Below are 17,482 nucleotides of genomic sequence, written 5' to 3' on the forward strand. Positions count from 1 at the left end.
CTAAAGCGTTACGTCAACGCCGCTGCGCACAACGCGTTTGTCCAGATCACCGCCCAGCCAGTAGGCCAGGTCTGCAGGGCGATCAATGTTCCAGGCGACAAAGTCGGCCACCTTGCCAGGCTCAAGCGAGCCGTGGGTCTCGCCCATGCCCAATGCCATTGCCGCGTGCAGGGTGACCCCGGCCAGGGCTTCTTCGGGGGTCATGCGGAACAGGGTGCAGGCCATGTTCAGCATCAGGCGCAGCGACAAGCCCGGCGAGGTGCCCGGGTTGAGGTCGCTGGCGATGGCGATTTTTACCCCGTGCTTGCGCAGGGCTTCCATCGGCGGCAATTGCGTTTCACGCAAAAAGTAGAACGCGCCCGGCAAGAGTACGGCCACGGTGCCGGATTCGGCCATGGCAATGGCGTCTTCTTCGGTCATGAATTCCAGATGATCGGCCGACAGCGCCTGATAACGCGCCGCCAAGCTGGAGCCATGCAATGAAGACAGCTGCTCGGCGTGCAATTTGACCGGCAGGCCCAGTTGCTGCGCCACCTTGAACACCCGCTCCACCTGCTCAGGCGAAAATGCCAGGTATTCGCAGAAGGCATCCACGGCGTCCACCAGCCCTTCGGCCGCCAGCGCGGGCAGCATCTCGTTACAGATATGCTCGATATAGTCGTCGGCGCGATCCTTGTACTCCGGCGGCAAGGCATGGGCGGCCAGGCAGGTGCTGCGCACCGTCACCGGCAACTCTTCACCCAGGCGGCGGATCACCCGCAAAATCTTGCGCTCGCTTTCAAGGCTCAGACCGTAACCGGATTTGATCTCGACACTGGTCACGCCATCGCGCAGCAAACACAGCAAGCGCTGACGGGCGCTGTCGAACAACTCGTCCTCGCTGGCCGCACGGGTCGCACGCACGGTGCTGGCAATACCGCCACCGGCGGCGGCGATTTCGGCATAGCTCACACCTTGCAAGCGTTGCTCGAATTCACCGCTGCGGTTGCCGCCAAATACCGTGTGCGTATGGCAATCGATCAGCCCCGGCGTGACCCACGCGCCTTCAAGGCCGTGGGTTTGCCCATATTCACCCGCCGGCAACTGCTGACGCGAACCAAGCCACTCAATGTAGCCGTCACGGGTGACGATGGCGGCATCCTCGATGATCGAGTACATGCCATTGGCCATTGTTGCGACATTGCAGTGCTGCCAAAGGGTTTTCATCGCGTCACTCCGTCAAAAATCAATAACTCAGGAAAGCTCGGGCGCCACTTCAATCGCCCGCCCTGCTGCCGGCTTTACCCACAACAGGTAAGCCACAACCAGCATGAGAATCCAGACCACGCCTACCATCAGCGCTGCCTGTGTCTCAGGGAAATAGCCCAGCACACCGAAGATAAACACCATAAATACAATGGCGGCAATCGGCGCATAGGGCCAGAACGGTACCGGGAACTTGAGCTCGGCCACCTGTTCACGGGTCATGGAGCGACGCATGGCCACTTGAGTCACCAGGATCATCAACCACACCCACACCGTGGCAAAGGTCGCAATCGAAGCAATCACCAGGAAGATGTTTTCCGGGATCAGATAGTTAAGCACCACACCGACCAGCAAGGTGGCGCCCATAACCAGAACGGTCATCCACGGCACGCCATGCCGGGAAATTTTGGCAAAGCCCTTGGGCGCCTGACCTTGCTGGGCCAGGCCATACATCATGCGGCCGGCGCCGAAAATGTCGCTGTTGATCGCCGACACTGCCGCCGAGATCACCACGATATTGAGGATGGTGGCCGCCGAGCTGATGCCCAGGCTGTCAAAAATCTGCACAAAGGGGCTGCCCTGGCTGCCGATCTGGGTCCACGGGTAAATGGCCATCAACACAAACAGGGTCAGCACGTAAAACAGCAGAATACGCAGCGGCACTGCGTTGATCGCCTTGGGGATCACACGCTGCGGGTCTTTGGCCTCACCGGCGGTAATACCGATGATCTCAATACCGCCAAAGGCAAACATCACCACGGCAAACGAGGCGATCAGACCGCCCACGCCATTGGGCATAAAGCCGCCGAAGGACCAAAGATTACTGATGCCGGTCGCCACCGCATCGGAGCTGCCCGAGGTGCCGATGCCAAACAGCATGATGCCGAAACCGGCCAGGATCATCGCCACGATGGCGGCAACCTTGAGCAGCGACAGCCAGAATTCCATTTCACCGAAGACCTTGACGCTGCACAGGTTCAGGCCGCCAATCAGCAGCACGATGCCCAGCACCCAGATCCAGCGCGCCACTTCCGGGAACCAGAAGCCCATGTAGATGCCGAACGCGGTGACATCGGCCAGACACACGATGATCATTTCGAAGGCATAGGTCCAGCCGAGGATAAAGCCCGACATGGGCCCCAGGTAGGTGCTGGCGTAGTGCCCGAACGAGCCGGACACCGGGTTGTGCACGGCCATTTCGCCCAGTGCACGCATGACCATGAAAACCGCCGCGCCACCAATCAGGTAAGCCAGCAAGACAGCAGGCCCAGCCATCTGAATGGCAGCGGCTGAACCATAAAATAGACCCGTCCCGATCGCTGAACCCAGCGCCATGAAACGGATGTGGCGAGCGGATAGCCCGCGCTTCAAACCTTGAGTGTGGTTTTGCATTTCGCGTCCTTGATTATTTTTGTCAGCGAAAACAGAGACGCAGAGAGCCCGTAGGCCCTCTGCGTTTTTTGGATTACAGGCTTGGCAGAGCGTGTGCAGGCAGCAGAGCGTTCAGGCAACGGGACGCCAGCAGTTGCATGGCGATTTCGATGTCCGGGGCGAAGAAGCGGTCTTTCTCATAGTGCGCGACCTTGCTGCGCAGGGTGGTGCGGGCGATTTCCAGCTTGGCGGACGTTTTCAGACCATCACGCAGATCCAGGCCCTGGCACGCGGCCAGCCATTCGATGGCCAGAACACCGCGAACGTTTTCAGCCATTTCCCACAGACGCTTGCCAGCAGAAGGCGCCATCGAAACGTGGTCTTCCTGGTTGGCCGAGGTCGGAATGCTGTCGACGCTATGCGGGTGGGACAACGCCTTGTTCTCGCTAGCCAGGGCCGCAGCCGTCACTTGAGCGATCATAAAGCCGGAGTTGACGCCGCCATTGGCCACCAGGAACGGCGGCAGTTGCGACATGTGCTTGTCCATCATCAACGAGATGCGACGCTCGCTCAGCGAACCGATTTCAGCAATCGCCAGGGCCATGTTGTCAGCTGCCATCGCCACCGGTTCGGCATGGAAGTTGCCGCCGGAGATCACGTCGCCCTGCTCGGCGAACACCAGCGGGTTATCCGATACTGCGTTGGCTTCAATGCCCAGCACCTCGGCGGCCTGGCGGAACTGGGTCAGGCAGGCGCCCATCACTTGTGGCTGGCAGCGCAGGGAGTACGGGTCTTGTACCTTGTCGCAGTTTTTGTGCGACTCGGACACTGCGCTGCTGGTGCCCAGCAGGTCGCGATAAATCGCGGCGGCGTCGATCTGGCCGCGTTGGCCGCGGGCCGCATGAATGCGCGGGTCGAACGGCGAGCGCGAACCCAGTACGGCTTCAACGGTCAGGCCGCCACAGGCCATCGCGGCGGCAAACAGGTCTTCGCCTTCAAACAGGCCGCGCAGGGCGTAGGCCGTCGACACCTGAGTACCGTTAAGCAGGGCCAGGCCTTCCTTGGCAGCCAGGGTCAGCGGCTCAAGACCCGCCTGTTTCAGGGCGCTGACAGCATCCAGCCACTCACCTTTATAACGGGCCTTGCCTTCGCCCAGCAGCACCAGCGACATATGCGCCAACGGCGCCAAGTCGCCCGATGCACCCACCGAGCCTTTGAGCGGGATATGCGGGTAAACCTCGGCATTGATCAGGGCGATCAATGCATCGATAACCACGCGACGGATCCCGGAGAAACCACGGCTCAGGCTGTTGACCTTGAGCACCATGATCAGGCGCACCAGATCATCGCTGATTGGCTCGCCGATACCGGCTGCGTGGGAAAGCACCAGGGAACGCTGGAGGTTTTCCAGGTCTTCGCTGGCGATTTTGGTCGAAGCCAACAAGCCAAAACCTGTGTTGATGCCATAGGTGGTGCGGTTTTCGGCGAGGATCTGCTCAACGCACGCCACACTGGCATCGATCTGCGCAGAAGCGCTCTCGTCCAGGCTGAGGGTAACCGGCTGCTGATAAATGTCACGCAGCTGGGCAAGGCTCAGTTGGCCGGGGATCAGGTTTAACTCAAGCACGTTAATACTCCTTCACGCGTGTTACCGAAATTATAGAAATTGTTCGTAACCTTGTGGGAGCCGGGCTGGCCCGCGATGGCATCATCTCGGACTGCCTGAAGCACCGAGGCGTCTGCATCGCGAGCAAGCCCGCTCCCACAGGATTCGTGCCCGCAGGTCAGCCGTTGATCATCGGCAGGTTCAAGCCCTGCTCGTTGGCGCAGTCGATGGCGATGTCGTAACCGGCATCGGCATGGCGCATCACGCCGGTGGCCGGGTCGTTGTGCAGAACGCGGGCGATGCGCTCGGCCGCTTCGTCGGTACCGTCACACACGATCACCATCCCCGAATGCTGGGAGAAGCCCATGCCCACGCCGCCGCCGTGGTGCAGCGACACCCAGGTCGCGCCGCTGGCGGTGTTGAGCAGGGCATTGAGCAGTGGCCAGTCGGACACAGCATCCGAACCGTCCTGCATGGCTTCGGTTTCGCGGTTCGGGCTGGACACCGAGCCGGAGTCCAGGTGGTCGCGGCCGATCACGATCGGTGCTTTGAGCTCACCGCTGCGCACCATTTCGTTGAATGCCAGGCCCAGCTTGGCGCGCTGGCCCAGACCGACCCAGCAGATACGTGCCGGCAGGCCCTGGAAGCTGATGCGCTCGCGGGCCATGTCCAGCCAGTTGTGCAGGTGGGCGTCGTCGGCGATCAGTTCCTTGACCTTGGCGTCGGTTTTGTAGATGTCTTCGGCATCGCCCGACAGCGCGACCCAGCGGAACGGCCCTACACCACGGCAGAACAACGGACGGATATAAGCAGGGACAAAACCCGGGAAGTCGAAGGCGTTTTCTACGCCAACTTCTTTAGCCATCTGACGGATGTTGTTGCCGTAGTCGAAGGTTGGAATGCCAGCCTTCTGGAAGGCCAGCATCGCTTCAACGTGCTCGCCCATCGAGGCCTTGGCGGCTTTGACCACAGCAGCCGGATCGGTCACGGCGCGGTCGCGGTACTGTTCCCAGGTCCAGCCTTTTGGCAGGTAGCCGTTCAATGGGTCGTGGGCGCTGGTCTGGTCGGTGACCATGTCCGGGCGCACGCCACGGCGGACCATTTCTGGCAGCAGTTCAGCAGCGTTGCCGCACAGGGCAATGGAAATTGCCTTGCCTTCAGCGGTGTATTTGGCGATACGGGCCAGCGCGTCATCCAGGTCCGCAGCTTGCTCGTCGACATAACGAGTGGCCAGGCGGAAATCGATACGGCTTTGCTGGCATTCGATGTTCAGCGAGCAGGCACCGGCCAGGGTTGCCGCCAGCGGTTGTGCGCCGCCCATGCCGCCCAGGCCTGCGGTCAGTACCCACTTGCCGACCAGGCTGCCGTTATAGTGCTGGCGACCGGCCTCGACGAAGGTTTCGTAGGTGCCCTGGACGATGCCCTGGCTGCCGATATAGATCCAGCTGCCGGCGGTCATCTGGCCGTACATGGCCAGGCCCTTGGCATCCAGTTCGTTGAAATGCTCCCAAGTGGCCCAGTGCGGTACCAGGTTGGAGTTGGCGATCAGTACCCGCGGTGCGTTGCTGTGGGTTTTGAATACGCCAACCGGCTTGCCCGATTGCACCAGCAGGGTTTCGTCATCGTTGAGGTTGGTCAGGCTTTCGACGATCTTGTCGTAGCATTCCCAGTTGCGCGCAGCCCGGCCAATACCGCCATACACCACCAGCTCGGTCGGGTTCTCGGCCACTTGCGGGTCGAGGTTGTTCATCAGCATCCGCAGGGGCGCTTCGGTCATCCAGCTTTTGGCTGTGAGCTGGGTGCCGCGGGCGGCGCGGATCTCACCATCACGGTGGCGGGTGAACTCGGCAGGCGATTTTGGGGTAGTTGAAGTCACGGGTAACTCCTCAGCGATGGTCGGATGCGTCGGGTGTGAGAAGAGGATCGACGCACACTTATGTACTTGTACATACAAGCATATGCAAGTTAGCGGCCAGCTTTTGAATTCAACCTGTAAAAACGCTGAAATGCCCGGAAACAAAGGGCCTCGGAGCGTAGAAAATTTTCAGGGCGGGAGTTGTGTGAAGCGCGAGGATGTTACGGAGGATGACCAATGCAACATTTTGGGGCGTTTGGTAACACGTTGTGGCTTTAAGACCTGTGGGAGCGGGATTGCTCGCGATGCAGACGATGCGGTCTTACAGATAAGCCGCAGTGATACCATCGCGAGCAAGCCCGCTCCCACATTCAGTAGCTCAGACCGCGCTCAACTCAATCACGCAGCACAGGCCTGTCAGGGTGATTTCCAGCAACTGGCGATTGCCGCTCAGTTGCAGGCAGTCATAGAGGCCCAGGTGTTCGTGGCAGGTGTTACCCAAGCCCACATGAACTTCGCCCGCACTGAACACCAGCACGGTATGCGCCGAACTGAACAGGCGTTGCGGGGTGGTTGCATCCAGCCATTGCAGGCGGGACGTGTAACGCTGCGGGGCGTAGATCAGGTTGAAGTCGCGGATCGGCCCGTCAATCAGGCTGCAACTGACGGCACTTTCGCCCTTGAACGCAAAGGCATCGAACGGTCGCAATGCCCGCGTGCTCAGCCCATCAACCTGCAGGTGCATGCCCGCGCCCTGCAGCACGCTGATGATCCGCTGATAACCCTCAAAACGGGAAAAGCCGCCGGACTCGCCAATATCGGCAATCGACAGGCGCCAGCCAAAGCCTTCAAGGCCCTCGCCTGCGTCACGGGTGATTTCTTCAGTGCTGCCGCCGCCATTTTTCCAGGGCATGCGTGGGTAATCGGCGGCGCGCAAAACAACGGGTTGGCTCATTTATTGAAGCGTCCTTCGAGGCGATGACGGGAACCGGGATGGATCAGACGGGCAGCGGTAACCGGTTGACGGCCCGACCAGGTGCGGCGGCGAATCAGCAGGCACGGTTCGCCGGGCTCGATTTGCAGTAATTTGCACTCTTGGGGGTCCGCCAGGATCGCTTCCACCACATGCTCGCCTTCGGTCAGCGGTGCGACCTGAGACAAATAAGCGTAAGGCGTTTGCAGGGTGAAATCCTGCTTGAGGTAGTCCGGCGCCACCTGGGCGTTGACGAAACGGTCCTCGATTTGCACGGCAATTCCGTTTTCGTAATGCACGATCAATGAATGAAAGACCTTTTGCCCTTCACGCATATCGAGCACGGCGGCGCGTTCCGAGCCGGCCATTTCTTCACCCAGGCTGATCACCTTGCACGTGTGCGTATGCCCACGGGCGGCGATTTCATCGGCGATGTTGTTGACTTCAAACAGCGCGGATTGCGTCTTGGGCTCGGCCACAAACGTGCCGACACCCTGCATGCGCACCAGCAAGCCGTCGGCGGTCATTTCACGCAGCGCACGGTTGATGGTCATGCGGCTGAAACCCAGCTGGGTCACCAGTTCACTTTCGGATGGCACGCGGTAATGCGGCGGCCAGTTTCCACTCTGGATTTGTTGAGTGATCATTTGCTTCACGCGGGCGTAAAGCGGGGCCGGGCTGTCGCCCATGTGGGCGGCCAGCGGGGACACGACAGGCGGAGTCGACACAGGCAATCCTTGTTCATGAGTAAAGGGCGTAGCTTGCCGGAGTTTACCGGGCAGGCAAACGTCTGTATATGTATATACAAATAACAAGCTTTGGGGTACCGAACCGATGTCCGTCTTCTTTGCCGAGCGCGCCCTGCTACCGACTGGCTGGTCTGCCAATGTCCGAATCGAGGTGGGTGCCGATGGTTGCCTGACACAAATTACAGCCAATTCCGATGCTCAAGGCGCCGAATATCTGTCAGGCCCTGTGCTGCCGGGCATGCCGAACCTGCACTCCCATGCCTTCCAGCGGGCGATGGCAGGTTTGGCCGAAGTGGCAGGCAACCCCAACGATAGTTTCTGGACGTGGCGCGATCTGATGTACCGGCTCGTCGGAAAAATCAGCCCCGAACAGCTCGGCGTTATTGCCCGCCAGTTGTACATCGAAATGCTCAAGGCCGGTTACACCTCGGTGGCCGAATTCCATTATGTACACCACGATCTGTCGGGCCAGCCCTATGCCAACCCGGCAGAGCTGGCGCTGCGCATTAGTGAAGCGGCGCGTTCGGCCGGTATCGGCCTGACCCTGCTGCCAGTGCTGTACAGCCACTCGGGCTTTGGCGGCCAGGCGCCCAATGAGGGCCAGCGGCGTTTTATCAACAGCACCGAGCAGTATCTGAAATTACAGCAACAGCTCAAGCCATTGCTCGCGCAACAGCCGGCGCAGGCCCTGGGGCTGTGCTTCCACTCGTTGCGCGCCGTCACGCCCGAACAGATCCACGAAGTGCTGCAGGCCAGCGACACGGCTTGCCCGGTGCATATCCATATCGCCGAGCAGCAAAAGGAAGTCGACGACTGCCTGAGCTGGAGCGGCAAGCGCCCGATCCAGTGGCTGTATGACAACGTCGAGGTCGATCAGCGCTGGTGCCTGGTGCATGCAACCCACGCCAATGCGCACGAAGTTCAACGGATGGCGCAGAGCAAGGCCGTTGCCGGGTTGTGCCTGACCACCGAAGCCAACCTGGGTGACGGTATTTTCCCGGCAGTGGATTACCTCGCTCAAGGCGGGCGCATGGGCATCGGCTCGGACAGCCATGTATCACTGAGCGTGGTCGAGGAACTGCGCTGGCTGGAGTACGGCCAACGTTTGCGAGACCAACGCCGCAACCGGATGTACCGCAGCGACCAGCCGATGGTCGGCCGCACGCTGTACGACTCAGCACTGGCGGGCGGCGCCCAAGCAATGGGGCAAACGGTTGCCGGGCTGGCCGTGGGCCAGCGCGCCGACTGGCTGGTGCTCGACGGCAACGATCCGTACCTGGCTACCGCCCAGGACGATGCGATTCTCAACCGCTGGTTGTTTGCTGGAGGTGATCGCCAAGTGCGCAACGTGATGGTCAACGGCCAGTGGGTTGTGCGCGATGGCCATCATGCCGATGAAGAGGCCAGCTGCCGCGACTTCACCCGCGTACTGCGGGAGTTGCTGGGGTAGGTGCATAACCCTTTGTGGGAGCGGGCTTGCTCGCGATGGCAACGACGCGGTTTCTCTGTCAAACCACGGCGATCCAATCGCGAGCAAGCCCGCTCCCACACCACCTACAGGTAGTTGAATTACAGCTCGTTCAGATGCTTCGCAGCCCAATCCCGGACTTCGGCATAGGGATAATTCTCCAAGACCGCAAACCCCGGAATGGCCCGCGCTTTCATTTTGGTGAACATCGGTACGCTGATCCCGCACAAAAACCGGGTCAGGCGTTCTGCCGGGGGATAACTACCCGTGTAGTCCTGATGCTTGTGGATAAAAGCGCCACAAAGGGTTTCAAAGTTTTTATCCACAAGCGGTGACAGTGCGGGCGGTTCCGGCAAATAAGCGACCTGCCCTGCACACACCGAACAATGGCCACACTGCCGGGGTGCCTGCTCATCACCAAAATACTGCGCCAGCCGGTAGCTCAAACAGGTTTCGCTGGCAAACAGCGCCAGCATGGCGTGAATCCGTTCGATTTCGCCACGCTCGTGGGCCGTGAAGTAAGCGTGCAGTTCCTGACTTAACGCCGCTGCATCAAAATCCGCCACCAACAGGCTGTAAACCTCGGTCATCTGCTTGCTTTCAAGCTCGATCCAGCCCTTCTCCTGAAAATAATCCAGCGCCTTGACCACCCGATTGCGGTCGGCCTGATGCTGGTTGTACAGGGTATCGAAATTCACCGTGGCCCAGGTTCTGGCGCGACTGGAAGTCTGGATGATGGCCGAGACAAACTCTTGGCGCTCACCCTCGAACTTGGCCAGCAGCACCTCGGGCTCGATCAGAAACTTGAAACGGTATTCGGCAAAGTAGGCATAGCGCGGCGCTATCAAACCGCGCAATTCCAGCTGCACCAGCAAGGTTTTAAGCGGTAGCTGACGGATATTGCTCTGATCGGATAATGGCAACAGCATGAATTCCCACTGCCCTTCAGGAATCGCCTCACGCAACTCATCGAGCACATAGCGAATACCTTGCAGCTCCGGCGTATCGCCGTACACAAAGTTTTCCAGCACATTGAGGCTGTCGCGATTGGCCAGCACCAAACAATCCGAAGGCTGGCCATCACGCCCGGCGCGGCCGATTTCCTGGCTGTAGTTTTCAATCGACTTGGGCAAGTCGAAATGCACCACATTGCGGATATCGCTTTTATCAATGCCCATCCCGAAGGCGATGGTGGCAACGATGCAGTTCAACTGCCCGCCCATGAACTGGCGCTGGATGCCCTCGCGCTGCTCATGGGGCAAACCGGCGTGGTAAGCGTTGGCGCTGATGCCGTGCTGGTTGAGGTGTTCGGCAATCTGCTCGGCGGTCCGTTGCAGCGTGACATAGACGATGCTCGGCTGGCCGATGCGCGCGCCCATCCACTGCACCAGGCGCTGGCGCTTGGCTGTACCGCTGACCGGCTCGACCCACAGGTTAAGATTGGCGCGATAGAAACCGGTAGTGATGACATCCGCCTCGGCAATGGCGAATTTGGCCTGCATATCCGCAATGACATTGGGCGTGGCAGTCGCCGTCAACAGCAAGGCCTGCGGGATATTGAACTGACGCTGGTAGTCGGGGAGCTTCAGATAGTCCGGGCGGAAGTTATGCCCCCACTCGGAAATACAGTGCGCTTCGTCCACCACCAGCAGGGAAATCGGTACTTGCTGCAAAAAGTTACGGAAGCGCTCGTTTTTCAGGCGCTCGACCGAGATCATCAGGATCTTCAATTCGCCCGCTTTGGCCCGGGCCATGACGTCGCTGGCGTCCTCACGGCTTTGCGCCGAATCGATGCTGGCCGCGGCAATGCCGTGGCGCTGCAAAAACGTCAGTTGGTCCTGCATAAGGGCCAATAGCGGCGAAACCACCAGCGTCAGGTGAGGCAGCAACAAAGCCGGGAGTTGATAACACAACGACTTGCCCGAGCCCGTGGGGAAAATCGCTGCCGCCGAACGCCCGGCCAAAACGGCACTGACCACCGCCTCTTGCCCGGCACGAAACTGTGGATAACCGAAAACCTGTTCCAGGGTGTTGTGCATCACTGTCACTCCATTGACCGCTGCAAAGCGCAGAACTTTAACGCGAGGTTTGCAGACGATCGAGAAAAGGCCGGGGGGCAAATTGAGAGGGGATGATACAGGGTCATGCCGCAAAGCCTTGAACAACCCTTTGTCTGAAGAAAACGCAAAATCTGGCAACAAACTGGCTTAGCCAGTAGTATTTATTGTGCATACGATAAATAGATGCGAATAACCTACGACATCATCAAGCGCAACAAGACGCTACTCGAGCGAGGCCTCGATTTCGCTGACGCAAAAACCGTATTTTCGGGTCATCACCTCACCGCTGAAGACTCTCGCCAAGATTACGGAGAAGTCCGACTAATCAGCATCGGTTTGTTAAAGGAACGCATGGTGGTTTTGGTCTGGACTCCGCGCGGCGCGGATCGCCGTATTATTTCCATGAGGAAAGCCAATGAGCGCGAACAAGCACTCTACGCACATCGACTGGGCTGACCCCGATGACGCGCCGGAGCTGACGGAAGCATTTTTTGAAGCTGCCGATGAATTCAAAGGCCCGCAGTTGATTAAACGTGGCAGGCCCAAGGCTGAAAAAGTACTGACACGTATCACTATCCGGCTTGCGCCAGAGGTTGTGGAGCAATTCAAGGCGTCCGGGCCAGGCTGGCAAACACGGATGAATTCAGCATTAGCCGATTGGCTGAAGACTCATTCGCCTGGAGAACTACCATGAAGTACTTTTCGGACCTCTGCCGATGAAACTCGCCGCCGACCTCCCCGACACCCCCACCCTGCGTGAACTGCTGCAGTTGCTGCACGAAGAAATCGGCTTGCCGGAACACAAAACCATCAGCCTCAAGACCGCAATCAATGCTGACCTGGGCTGCAATGGCGCGGATGCCCAGCATTTGATGGAGGCCCTGGAAGAGCGTTTCGGCCTGGAATTGGCCGACTACGATGCCTATCGCTATTTCCAGCCCGCTGGCAATGACCCGCACCTCAAGCGCAAGGCCAAGGGTCGGGAGAGCAAAGTAGCGTTGACCATCGGCATGCTCTACGCGGCGATCAGCAGCGGTCATTGGAATACGCAAGAACTGGAAGCCTAAGCGAGGCTGTCTGTGGGAGCGGGCTCGCTCGCGATGGCATCGCTGTGGTGAATCAGACAAACCGCAGCGTCTGCATCGCGAGCAAGCCCGCTCCCACAACAAGCCCCCCACAGGATGCCTACCCACAGAAAATTCCAGGCACAAAAAAGCCGCCCTTTCAGGCGGCTTTTTTGTGAATCAAAACACTGATCGATGGCTTACGCCTTCGGGCCAGCAGCCTTGATCGCGTCGCTGACGTCGAACTTCTTGAAGTTCTCGACGAACAGGCCGGCCAATGCCTTGGCAGCTTCGTCGTAGGCCGCTTTGTCAGCCCAGGTGTTACGCGGGTTGAGCAGGACAGTTTCAACGCCAGGTACGGCTTTAGGCACGTCCAGGTTGATGATGTCCAGGTGCTCGGTTTCAGCGCCGATCAGAGCACCGCTCTGGATCGCAGCAATCACCGCACGGGTAGTCGGGATGTTGAAACGCTTGCCAACGCCGTAGCCACCGCCGGTCCAGCCGGTGTTGACCAGGTACACCTTGGAGCCGAAGCCGCGGATGCGCTTGATCAGCAGCTCTGCGTATTCGCCAGCCGGACGCGGGAAGAACGGTGCGCCGAAGCAGGTGGAGAAGGTCGACTTGATGCCGCTGCCCGAACCCATTTCAGTCGAGCCCACCAGTGCGGTGTAGCCAGACAGGAAGTGGTAGGCCGCCTGCTCTTCGCTGAGGATCGACACCGGTGGCAGTACGCCAGTCAGGTCGCAGGTCAGGAAGATCACGGCGTTTGGCTCGCCGCCCAGGTTTTTCTCGGAACGCTTGGCAACGTGTTCCAGCGGGTAGGCAGCACGGCTGTTCTGGGTCAGGCTGACATCGGCATAGTCAGGGTGTCCGGCAGCGTCGAGCACAACGTTTTCCAGCACCGCACCGTGCTTGATGGCTTTCCAGATAACCGGCTCGTTCTTCTCGGACAGGTCGATGCACTTGGCATAGCAACCGCCTTCGATGTTGAACACCACACCCTCGCCCCAGCCGTGTTCGTCGTCACCGATCAGGTAACGGCTTTCGTCGGCGGACAGGGTGGTTTTACCGGTGCCGGACAAACCGAAGAACAGGGTCACGTCGCCCTCTTCGCCGATGTTGGCAGCGCAGTGCATCGGCAGCACGTCAGCAGCAGGCAGCAGGAAGTTCTGTACCGAGAACATGGCTTTTTTCATTTCACCGGCGTAACGCATGCCGGCGATCAGCACTTTTTTCTGGGCGAAGTTGATGATCACGCAACCGTCAGAGTTGGTGCCATCACGCTCAGGAACGCACTCGAAGTTGGCCACGTTAAGCACTTGCCACTCATCACGACCGGCCGGGTTGTACTTGGCCGGGTTGATGAACAGGCAACGACCGAACAGGTTCTGCCAGGCAGTCTGGGTGGTCATTTTCACGGCCAGGTAGTGGTCTTCGGAAGCACCTACATGCACATGGGAAACGAAATGCTCTTGCGCGCTGTTGAATGCCTCGACGCGGTCCCACAGGGCATCAAACTTGTCGGCCGGGAACTTGCGGTTGATCGGGCCCCAGGCAATGGCAGCCTGAGTGGACGGTTCTTCAACAATGAAGCGGTCAGCCGGCGAACGGCCTGTACGGTGGCCAGTTTCGACAACCAGTGCGCCATTGTCGGCAAGCACGCCTTCACCACGGCTCAGGGCTTCTTTGACCAGATCGTCGATGCTCAGATCGGTGTACACGGCGTTATTAGCTTGCGTCATGAGGTTCCCCGTCGGCCATTGGCCGAGTGCGCCAAACGTTTTGTAGTAGAAAAATTTGCACTACTACCGCGAAAAAAGTGGGCCGGATTATGCCAGAAAACCCCAAAAAGAGTAGGCCCCACCTGTCAGAACCGCGCAAGAACGGGCTTTGACAGGTGTTTTACCTAGGCTGAAACGTTTTAGTGATGAGTGCCCGACGGGGATTCAACACCTGCGCCAGCGAACAATTGATCGACGTCAGCGGCATCAAACAGATAGCGCTCGTTGCAGAACTGGCAGTCGATTTCGATATGACCGCCATGCTCGGTCACCAGATTGAGCGCATCGGCGTGGCCCAGGCTGGTCAGGGCGTTACCCGAACGCTCACGGGAGCAGCTGCACTTGAATTCAATGGCCTGATGATCAAACAGGCGCACGGTTTCTTCGTGATACAAACGGTGCAGGATGGTCTCGTTGTCCAGCCCCAGCAGCTCTTCAGACTTGAGCGTATCGCCCAGCATCAGCAGGCGGTCCCAGCTGTCGACGCGCTCGTCTTCATCCTTGACCACGTCGGCAGGCAACTGCTGCAGGAACATGCCGCGCGCACGCTGGCCATCGGCAACCAGCCAGAAACGGGTCGGCACTTGCTCGGACATGACGAAATAGTTGGTGAAGCAGTCCGCCAGGGTCTCGCCGTTCAGGTCCACGATGCCCTGGTAGCGCTTGCCAACGGTAGGATCGATGGTAATGGCCAGTACGCCATTGGGCAGCAGGTCGGCCAGCGTGGCGTCCGGGGCAATGCTGGCCGCGTCAAAACGGGCCAGGCCACGGATTTCTCGATCGCTGGTGCATTCGATCATCAGCAGCGGCACCGGGCCTTCGGAACGGGCCTGCAGGCTCAGCAAACCATCGATCTTCTGGTTGCCCACCAACAGCGCGGCCGCAGCCATCAGCTCGCCCAGCAATTGCTGAACCGGCTGTGGATAAGCGTGCTTGGCCAACACGTCAGCGTAGCTGTGCTCCAGCGAGGCCAGCTCGCCACGGGCGTCGCTGGTGTCGAACATAAAGCGTTGTGTGGCATCGGTTTTGAGTAAATCGGACATAAGAATAGAGTTCTGAATTGGTGACAAAATGTGTACGAGTCATTGAATGTCGTGCAGGTCTGATGACCCTATATGGCGCCATACCTGCGTGATTACAAGTTATGCAGCCACAGACTCGACGTACGGTTTACAGGCTTCGGCCGGCTCACTCGGCCCCACTGGCGTCATGAAACTGATGCAGTTGGCGCCGCTGCTTCTTGGTCGGCTTGCCATCGGTACTGATCCCCATAGCCCCGGATTTACGCAGGGCGGCGGCGTTTTCACGCTTGGCGATGCTGTGTTCGGTTTCGGCGTAGAGCAATTGGGCTTCAGGGGCGCCACGGCGAACCACGGACAGCGCCTTGACTTCGACAGTGCGCTCTTCAAGGCCCACACGAATTTGCAGTTCATCGCCCAGGCGAGGCTCTTTGCTGGGCTTGCAGCGCTCACCCCGGCAATGCACCTTGCCGCTTTCAATCGCAGCCTTGGCCAATGCACGGGTCTTGTAAAAACGCGCAGCCCAGAGCCACTTGTCCAGGCGAACCTTGTCGTCCTCTTCCTGCTTTTGCGCCACTGGAATTCCTCTTCACTTAAATAGTCAGAACTGTACTACTGCTTGCAATGAACAACTGAAGCATTCGGCCCGATAGAATGCCTGCTTGCCGAGCAGCCTACACTCAGATAACTGTCGCCATTTGCCGGATATTCTGCGTGAATGCGCTTTGTACGCTGCCAAATCGGCATCGCCAATTGTTTTACCTGCAGGGTTCCTCCTGCGGCCTGAATACGTTAATCGCTGGTTACTTATATTGAAGACTTTTGATCACTTGACCGTTGTCGGTCTGCGCGAGTGGGTGGCGCTTCCCGATTTGGGAGTCGCCGGCCTGCGCGCGAAAATCGACACCGGTGCCAGTACCTCCAGCCTGCACGCCACCGAAATCGAGCCTTTTGTGCGCGATGGTGTCGAGTGGGTACGTTTCAATGCCCATCTGGGCACCCTGGTACAACTGCGTCACCGTCACTGTGAAGCCCCTTTGGTGGCGATTAAAACCATTAAAAGCTCCAATGGCCACACCCAGGTTCGCTATGTGATCCGCACCGGCCTGGCGCTGGGTGATCGGGTCTGGGAGGTGGAGTTCACGCTCGCCTGTCGCAAATCGATGCGTTATCGCTTGCTGCTGGGCTCAAAAGCCCTGATTGAGGGCCAGCTGGTCGTCAATCCAGAACACAAATACGTTCAAGACAAGCCGGTGTTTCCGGTCACTACTACCTCTGCCACAGGTGTTGCATGAAGATCGCTGTGCTGTCGCGTAACCCGCGTCTGTATTCCACTCGTCGTCTGGTTGAAGCCGGTACCGAACGAGGCCATGAAATGGTAGTGATCGATACCCTGCGCGCCTATATGAACATCGCCAGTCATAAGCCGCAGATCCACTATCGTGGCAAGCCGCTGGAAGGCTTCGATGCCGTGATCCCGCGCATCGGTGCCTCGGTCACGTTCTACGGCTGCGCGGTGCTGCGTCAATTCGAAATGATGGGGGTTTTCCCGCTCAACGAATCGGTGGCCATTGCCCGCTCGCGGGACAAATTACGTTCGCTGCAACTGCTGTCGCGCCGCGGCCTGGGGTTGCCGGTGACCGGTTTTGCCCACTCGCCGGATGATATCCCCGACCTGATCGAAATGGTTAACGGCGCGCCATTGGTGATCAAGGTGCTGGAAGGCACCCAGGGTATCGGCGTGGTGCTGTGTGAAACCGCCACTGCCGCCGAGTCGGTGATTGAGGCCTTTATGGGGCTCAAGCAAAACATCATGGTGCAGGAGTACATCAAGGAAGCGGGCGGCGCCGATATTCGCTGTTTCGTGGTCGGCGACAAGGTGATCGCGGCCATGAAGCGTCAGGCCAAGCCGGGCGAGTTCCGTTCCAACCTTCACCGTGGCGGTAGCGCCAGCCTGATCAAGATCACCCCCGAAGAGCGCATGACCGCCATTCGTGCAGCCAAGGTCATGGGCTTGAGTGTGGCGGGGGTTGATATCCTGCGTTCCAACCACGGCCCGCTGGTGCTGGAGGTCAACTCATCGCCAGGCCTGGAAGGCATTGAGACCACCACCGGCAAGGATGTGGCCGGGATCATCATCCAGCATCTGGAAAAAAACAGCAGCCCGCATATGACGCGGACCAAGGGCAAAGGCTGACTGCACACCAACCCTTTGGCGAGCAGACTTGTTGTGGGAGCGGGCTTGCTCGCGATGCTGGCGCCGCGGTGTGTCTGACACACTGCAGCGATGC

16 protein-coding genes are annotated in these 17,482 nt (G+C 59.2%); 6 read left to right on the plus strand and 10 right to left on the minus strand.

The window, feature by feature from the left end:
* The 6 genes from hutI to hutC all read right to left on the minus strand — a co-directional run bounded on the left by hutI (window position 1) and on the right by hutC (window position 7,739).
* Window positions 1-1,206: an imidazolonepropionase gene (gene hutI, locus BLU25_RS13170; RefSeq protein WP_016783154.1), complete on the minus strand. Its 1,206-nt coding sequence runs from the start codon at window positions 1,204-1,206 to the stop codon at window positions 1-3.
* Between the two features lie 27 nt (window positions 1,207-1,233).
* Window positions 1,234-2,637 (minus strand): amino acid permease, encoded by a 1,404-nt coding sequence (locus BLU25_RS13175; RefSeq protein ID WP_016783153.1) that lies wholly within the window; start codon window positions 2,635-2,637, stop codon window positions 1,234-1,236.
* A gap of 73 nt (window positions 2,638-2,710) precedes the next feature.
* Entirely contained in the window at window positions 2,711-4,243 is a 1,533-nt protein-coding gene (hutH, locus tag BLU25_RS13180) for a histidine ammonia-lyase (RefSeq protein ID WP_016783152.1), read from the minus strand.
* Window positions 4,244-4,400: 157 nt separating this feature from the next.
* Window positions 4,401-6,098: a urocanate hydratase gene (hutU, locus tag BLU25_RS13185; RefSeq protein WP_016783151.1), complete on the minus strand. Its 1,698-nt coding sequence runs from the start codon at window positions 6,096-6,098 to the stop codon at window positions 4,401-4,403.
* A 358-nt stretch (window positions 6,099-6,456) separates the two neighbouring features.
* A complete protein-coding gene (locus BLU25_RS13190) occupies window positions 6,457-7,032 on the minus strand; it encodes a HutD/Ves family protein (protein WP_016783150.1) in 576 nt (191 codons plus the stop codon).
* A complete protein-coding gene (gene hutC / locus BLU25_RS13195; protein ID WP_169846197.1) occupies window positions 7,029-7,739 on the minus strand; it encodes a histidine utilization repressor in 711 nt (236 codons plus the stop codon). Before hutC ends, BLU25_RS13190 begins: the two co-directional genes overlap by 4 nt.
* Window positions 7,740-7,884: 145 nt before the next feature.
* Here hutC and BLU25_RS13200 point away from each other — a divergent pair, with 145 nt between their 5' ends.
* The gene (locus tag BLU25_RS13200; RefSeq protein WP_016783148.1) at window positions 7,885-9,249 is read left to right on the plus strand and encodes a formimidoylglutamate deiminase; all 1,365 of its coding nucleotides are present in this window, start codon (window positions 7,885-7,887) and stop codon (window positions 9,247-9,249) included.
* 119 nt (window positions 9,250-9,368) lie between these two features.
* Here BLU25_RS13200 and BLU25_RS13205 read toward each other — a convergent pair whose 3' ends face one another.
* Window positions 9,369-11,306 carry a RecQ family ATP-dependent DNA helicase gene (locus BLU25_RS13205; RefSeq protein WP_016783147.1) on the minus strand — a complete coding sequence of 646 codons (1,938 nt, stop codon included), beginning with the start codon at window positions 11,304-11,306 and terminating at the stop codon, window positions 9,369-9,371.
* 204 nt (window positions 11,307-11,510) lie between these two features.
* Between BLU25_RS13205 and BLU25_RS13210 the strand changes: the two genes are divergently transcribed.
* Genes BLU25_RS13210 through BLU25_RS13220 form a run of 3 tightly spaced genes read left to right on the plus strand, consistent with a single transcriptional unit; the run spans window position 11,511 to window position 12,394 of the window.
* Window positions 11,511-11,783, plus strand: coding sequence for a BrnT family toxin (locus BLU25_RS13210; RefSeq protein ID WP_016783146.1), 273 nt, complete (start codon window positions 11,511-11,513; stop codon window positions 11,781-11,783).
* A complete protein-coding gene (locus BLU25_RS13215; RefSeq protein ID WP_029611686.1) occupies window positions 11,743-12,021 on the plus strand; it encodes a BrnA antitoxin family protein in 279 nt (92 codons plus the stop codon). The genes BLU25_RS13210 and BLU25_RS13215 overlap by 41 nt, the downstream gene beginning before the upstream one ends.
* 22 nt (window positions 12,022-12,043) lie before the next feature.
* Window positions 12,044-12,394: a DUF1493 family protein gene (locus BLU25_RS13220; RefSeq protein WP_016783145.1), complete on the plus strand. Its 351-nt coding sequence runs from the start codon at window positions 12,044-12,046 to the stop codon at window positions 12,392-12,394.
* A gap of 197 nt (window positions 12,395-12,591) precedes the next feature.
* Here BLU25_RS13220 and BLU25_RS13225 read toward each other — a convergent pair whose 3' ends face one another.
* The 3 genes from BLU25_RS13225 to BLU25_RS13235 form a co-directional block, all read right to left on the minus strand.
* The gene (locus BLU25_RS13225; protein WP_016783144.1) at window positions 12,592-14,133 is read right to left on the minus strand and encodes a phosphoenolpyruvate carboxykinase; all 1,542 of its coding nucleotides are present in this window, start codon (window positions 14,131-14,133) and stop codon (window positions 12,592-12,594) included.
* 179 nt (window positions 14,134-14,312) lie between these two features.
* On the minus strand, window positions 14,313-15,215 hold the full coding sequence (hslO, locus tag BLU25_RS13230) for an Hsp33 family molecular chaperone HslO (protein ID WP_016783143.1): 903 nt from the start codon (window positions 15,213-15,215) through the stop codon (window positions 14,313-14,315).
* Window positions 15,216-15,360: 145 nt separating this feature from the next.
* Entirely contained in the window at window positions 15,361-15,768 is a 408-nt protein-coding gene (locus tag BLU25_RS13235; protein ID WP_016783142.1) for an RNA-binding S4 domain-containing protein, read from the minus strand.
* A gap of 235 nt (window positions 15,769-16,003) precedes the next feature.
* On the opposite strand from BLU25_RS13235, the gene rimB reads away from it, so the two are divergent.
* Window positions 16,004-16,486, plus strand: a complete 483-nt coding sequence (gene rimB, locus BLU25_RS13240; RefSeq protein ID WP_016783141.1) for a retropepsin-like aspartic endopeptidase RimB — start codon at window positions 16,004-16,006, stop codon at window positions 16,484-16,486.
* Window positions 16,483-17,388 (plus strand): 30S ribosomal protein S6--L-glutamate ligase, encoded by a 906-nt coding sequence (gene rimK, locus BLU25_RS13245; protein ID WP_016783140.1) that lies wholly within the window; start codon window positions 16,483-16,485, stop codon window positions 17,386-17,388. Before rimB ends, rimK begins: the two co-directional genes overlap by 4 nt.
* The last annotated feature ends 94 nt before the right edge of the window (window positions 17,389-17,482 follow it).

This window comes from Pseudomonas fragi (assembly GCF_900105835.1).
GTDB lineage: Bacteria > Pseudomonadota > Gammaproteobacteria > Pseudomonadales > Pseudomonadaceae > Aquipseudomonas > Aquipseudomonas fragi.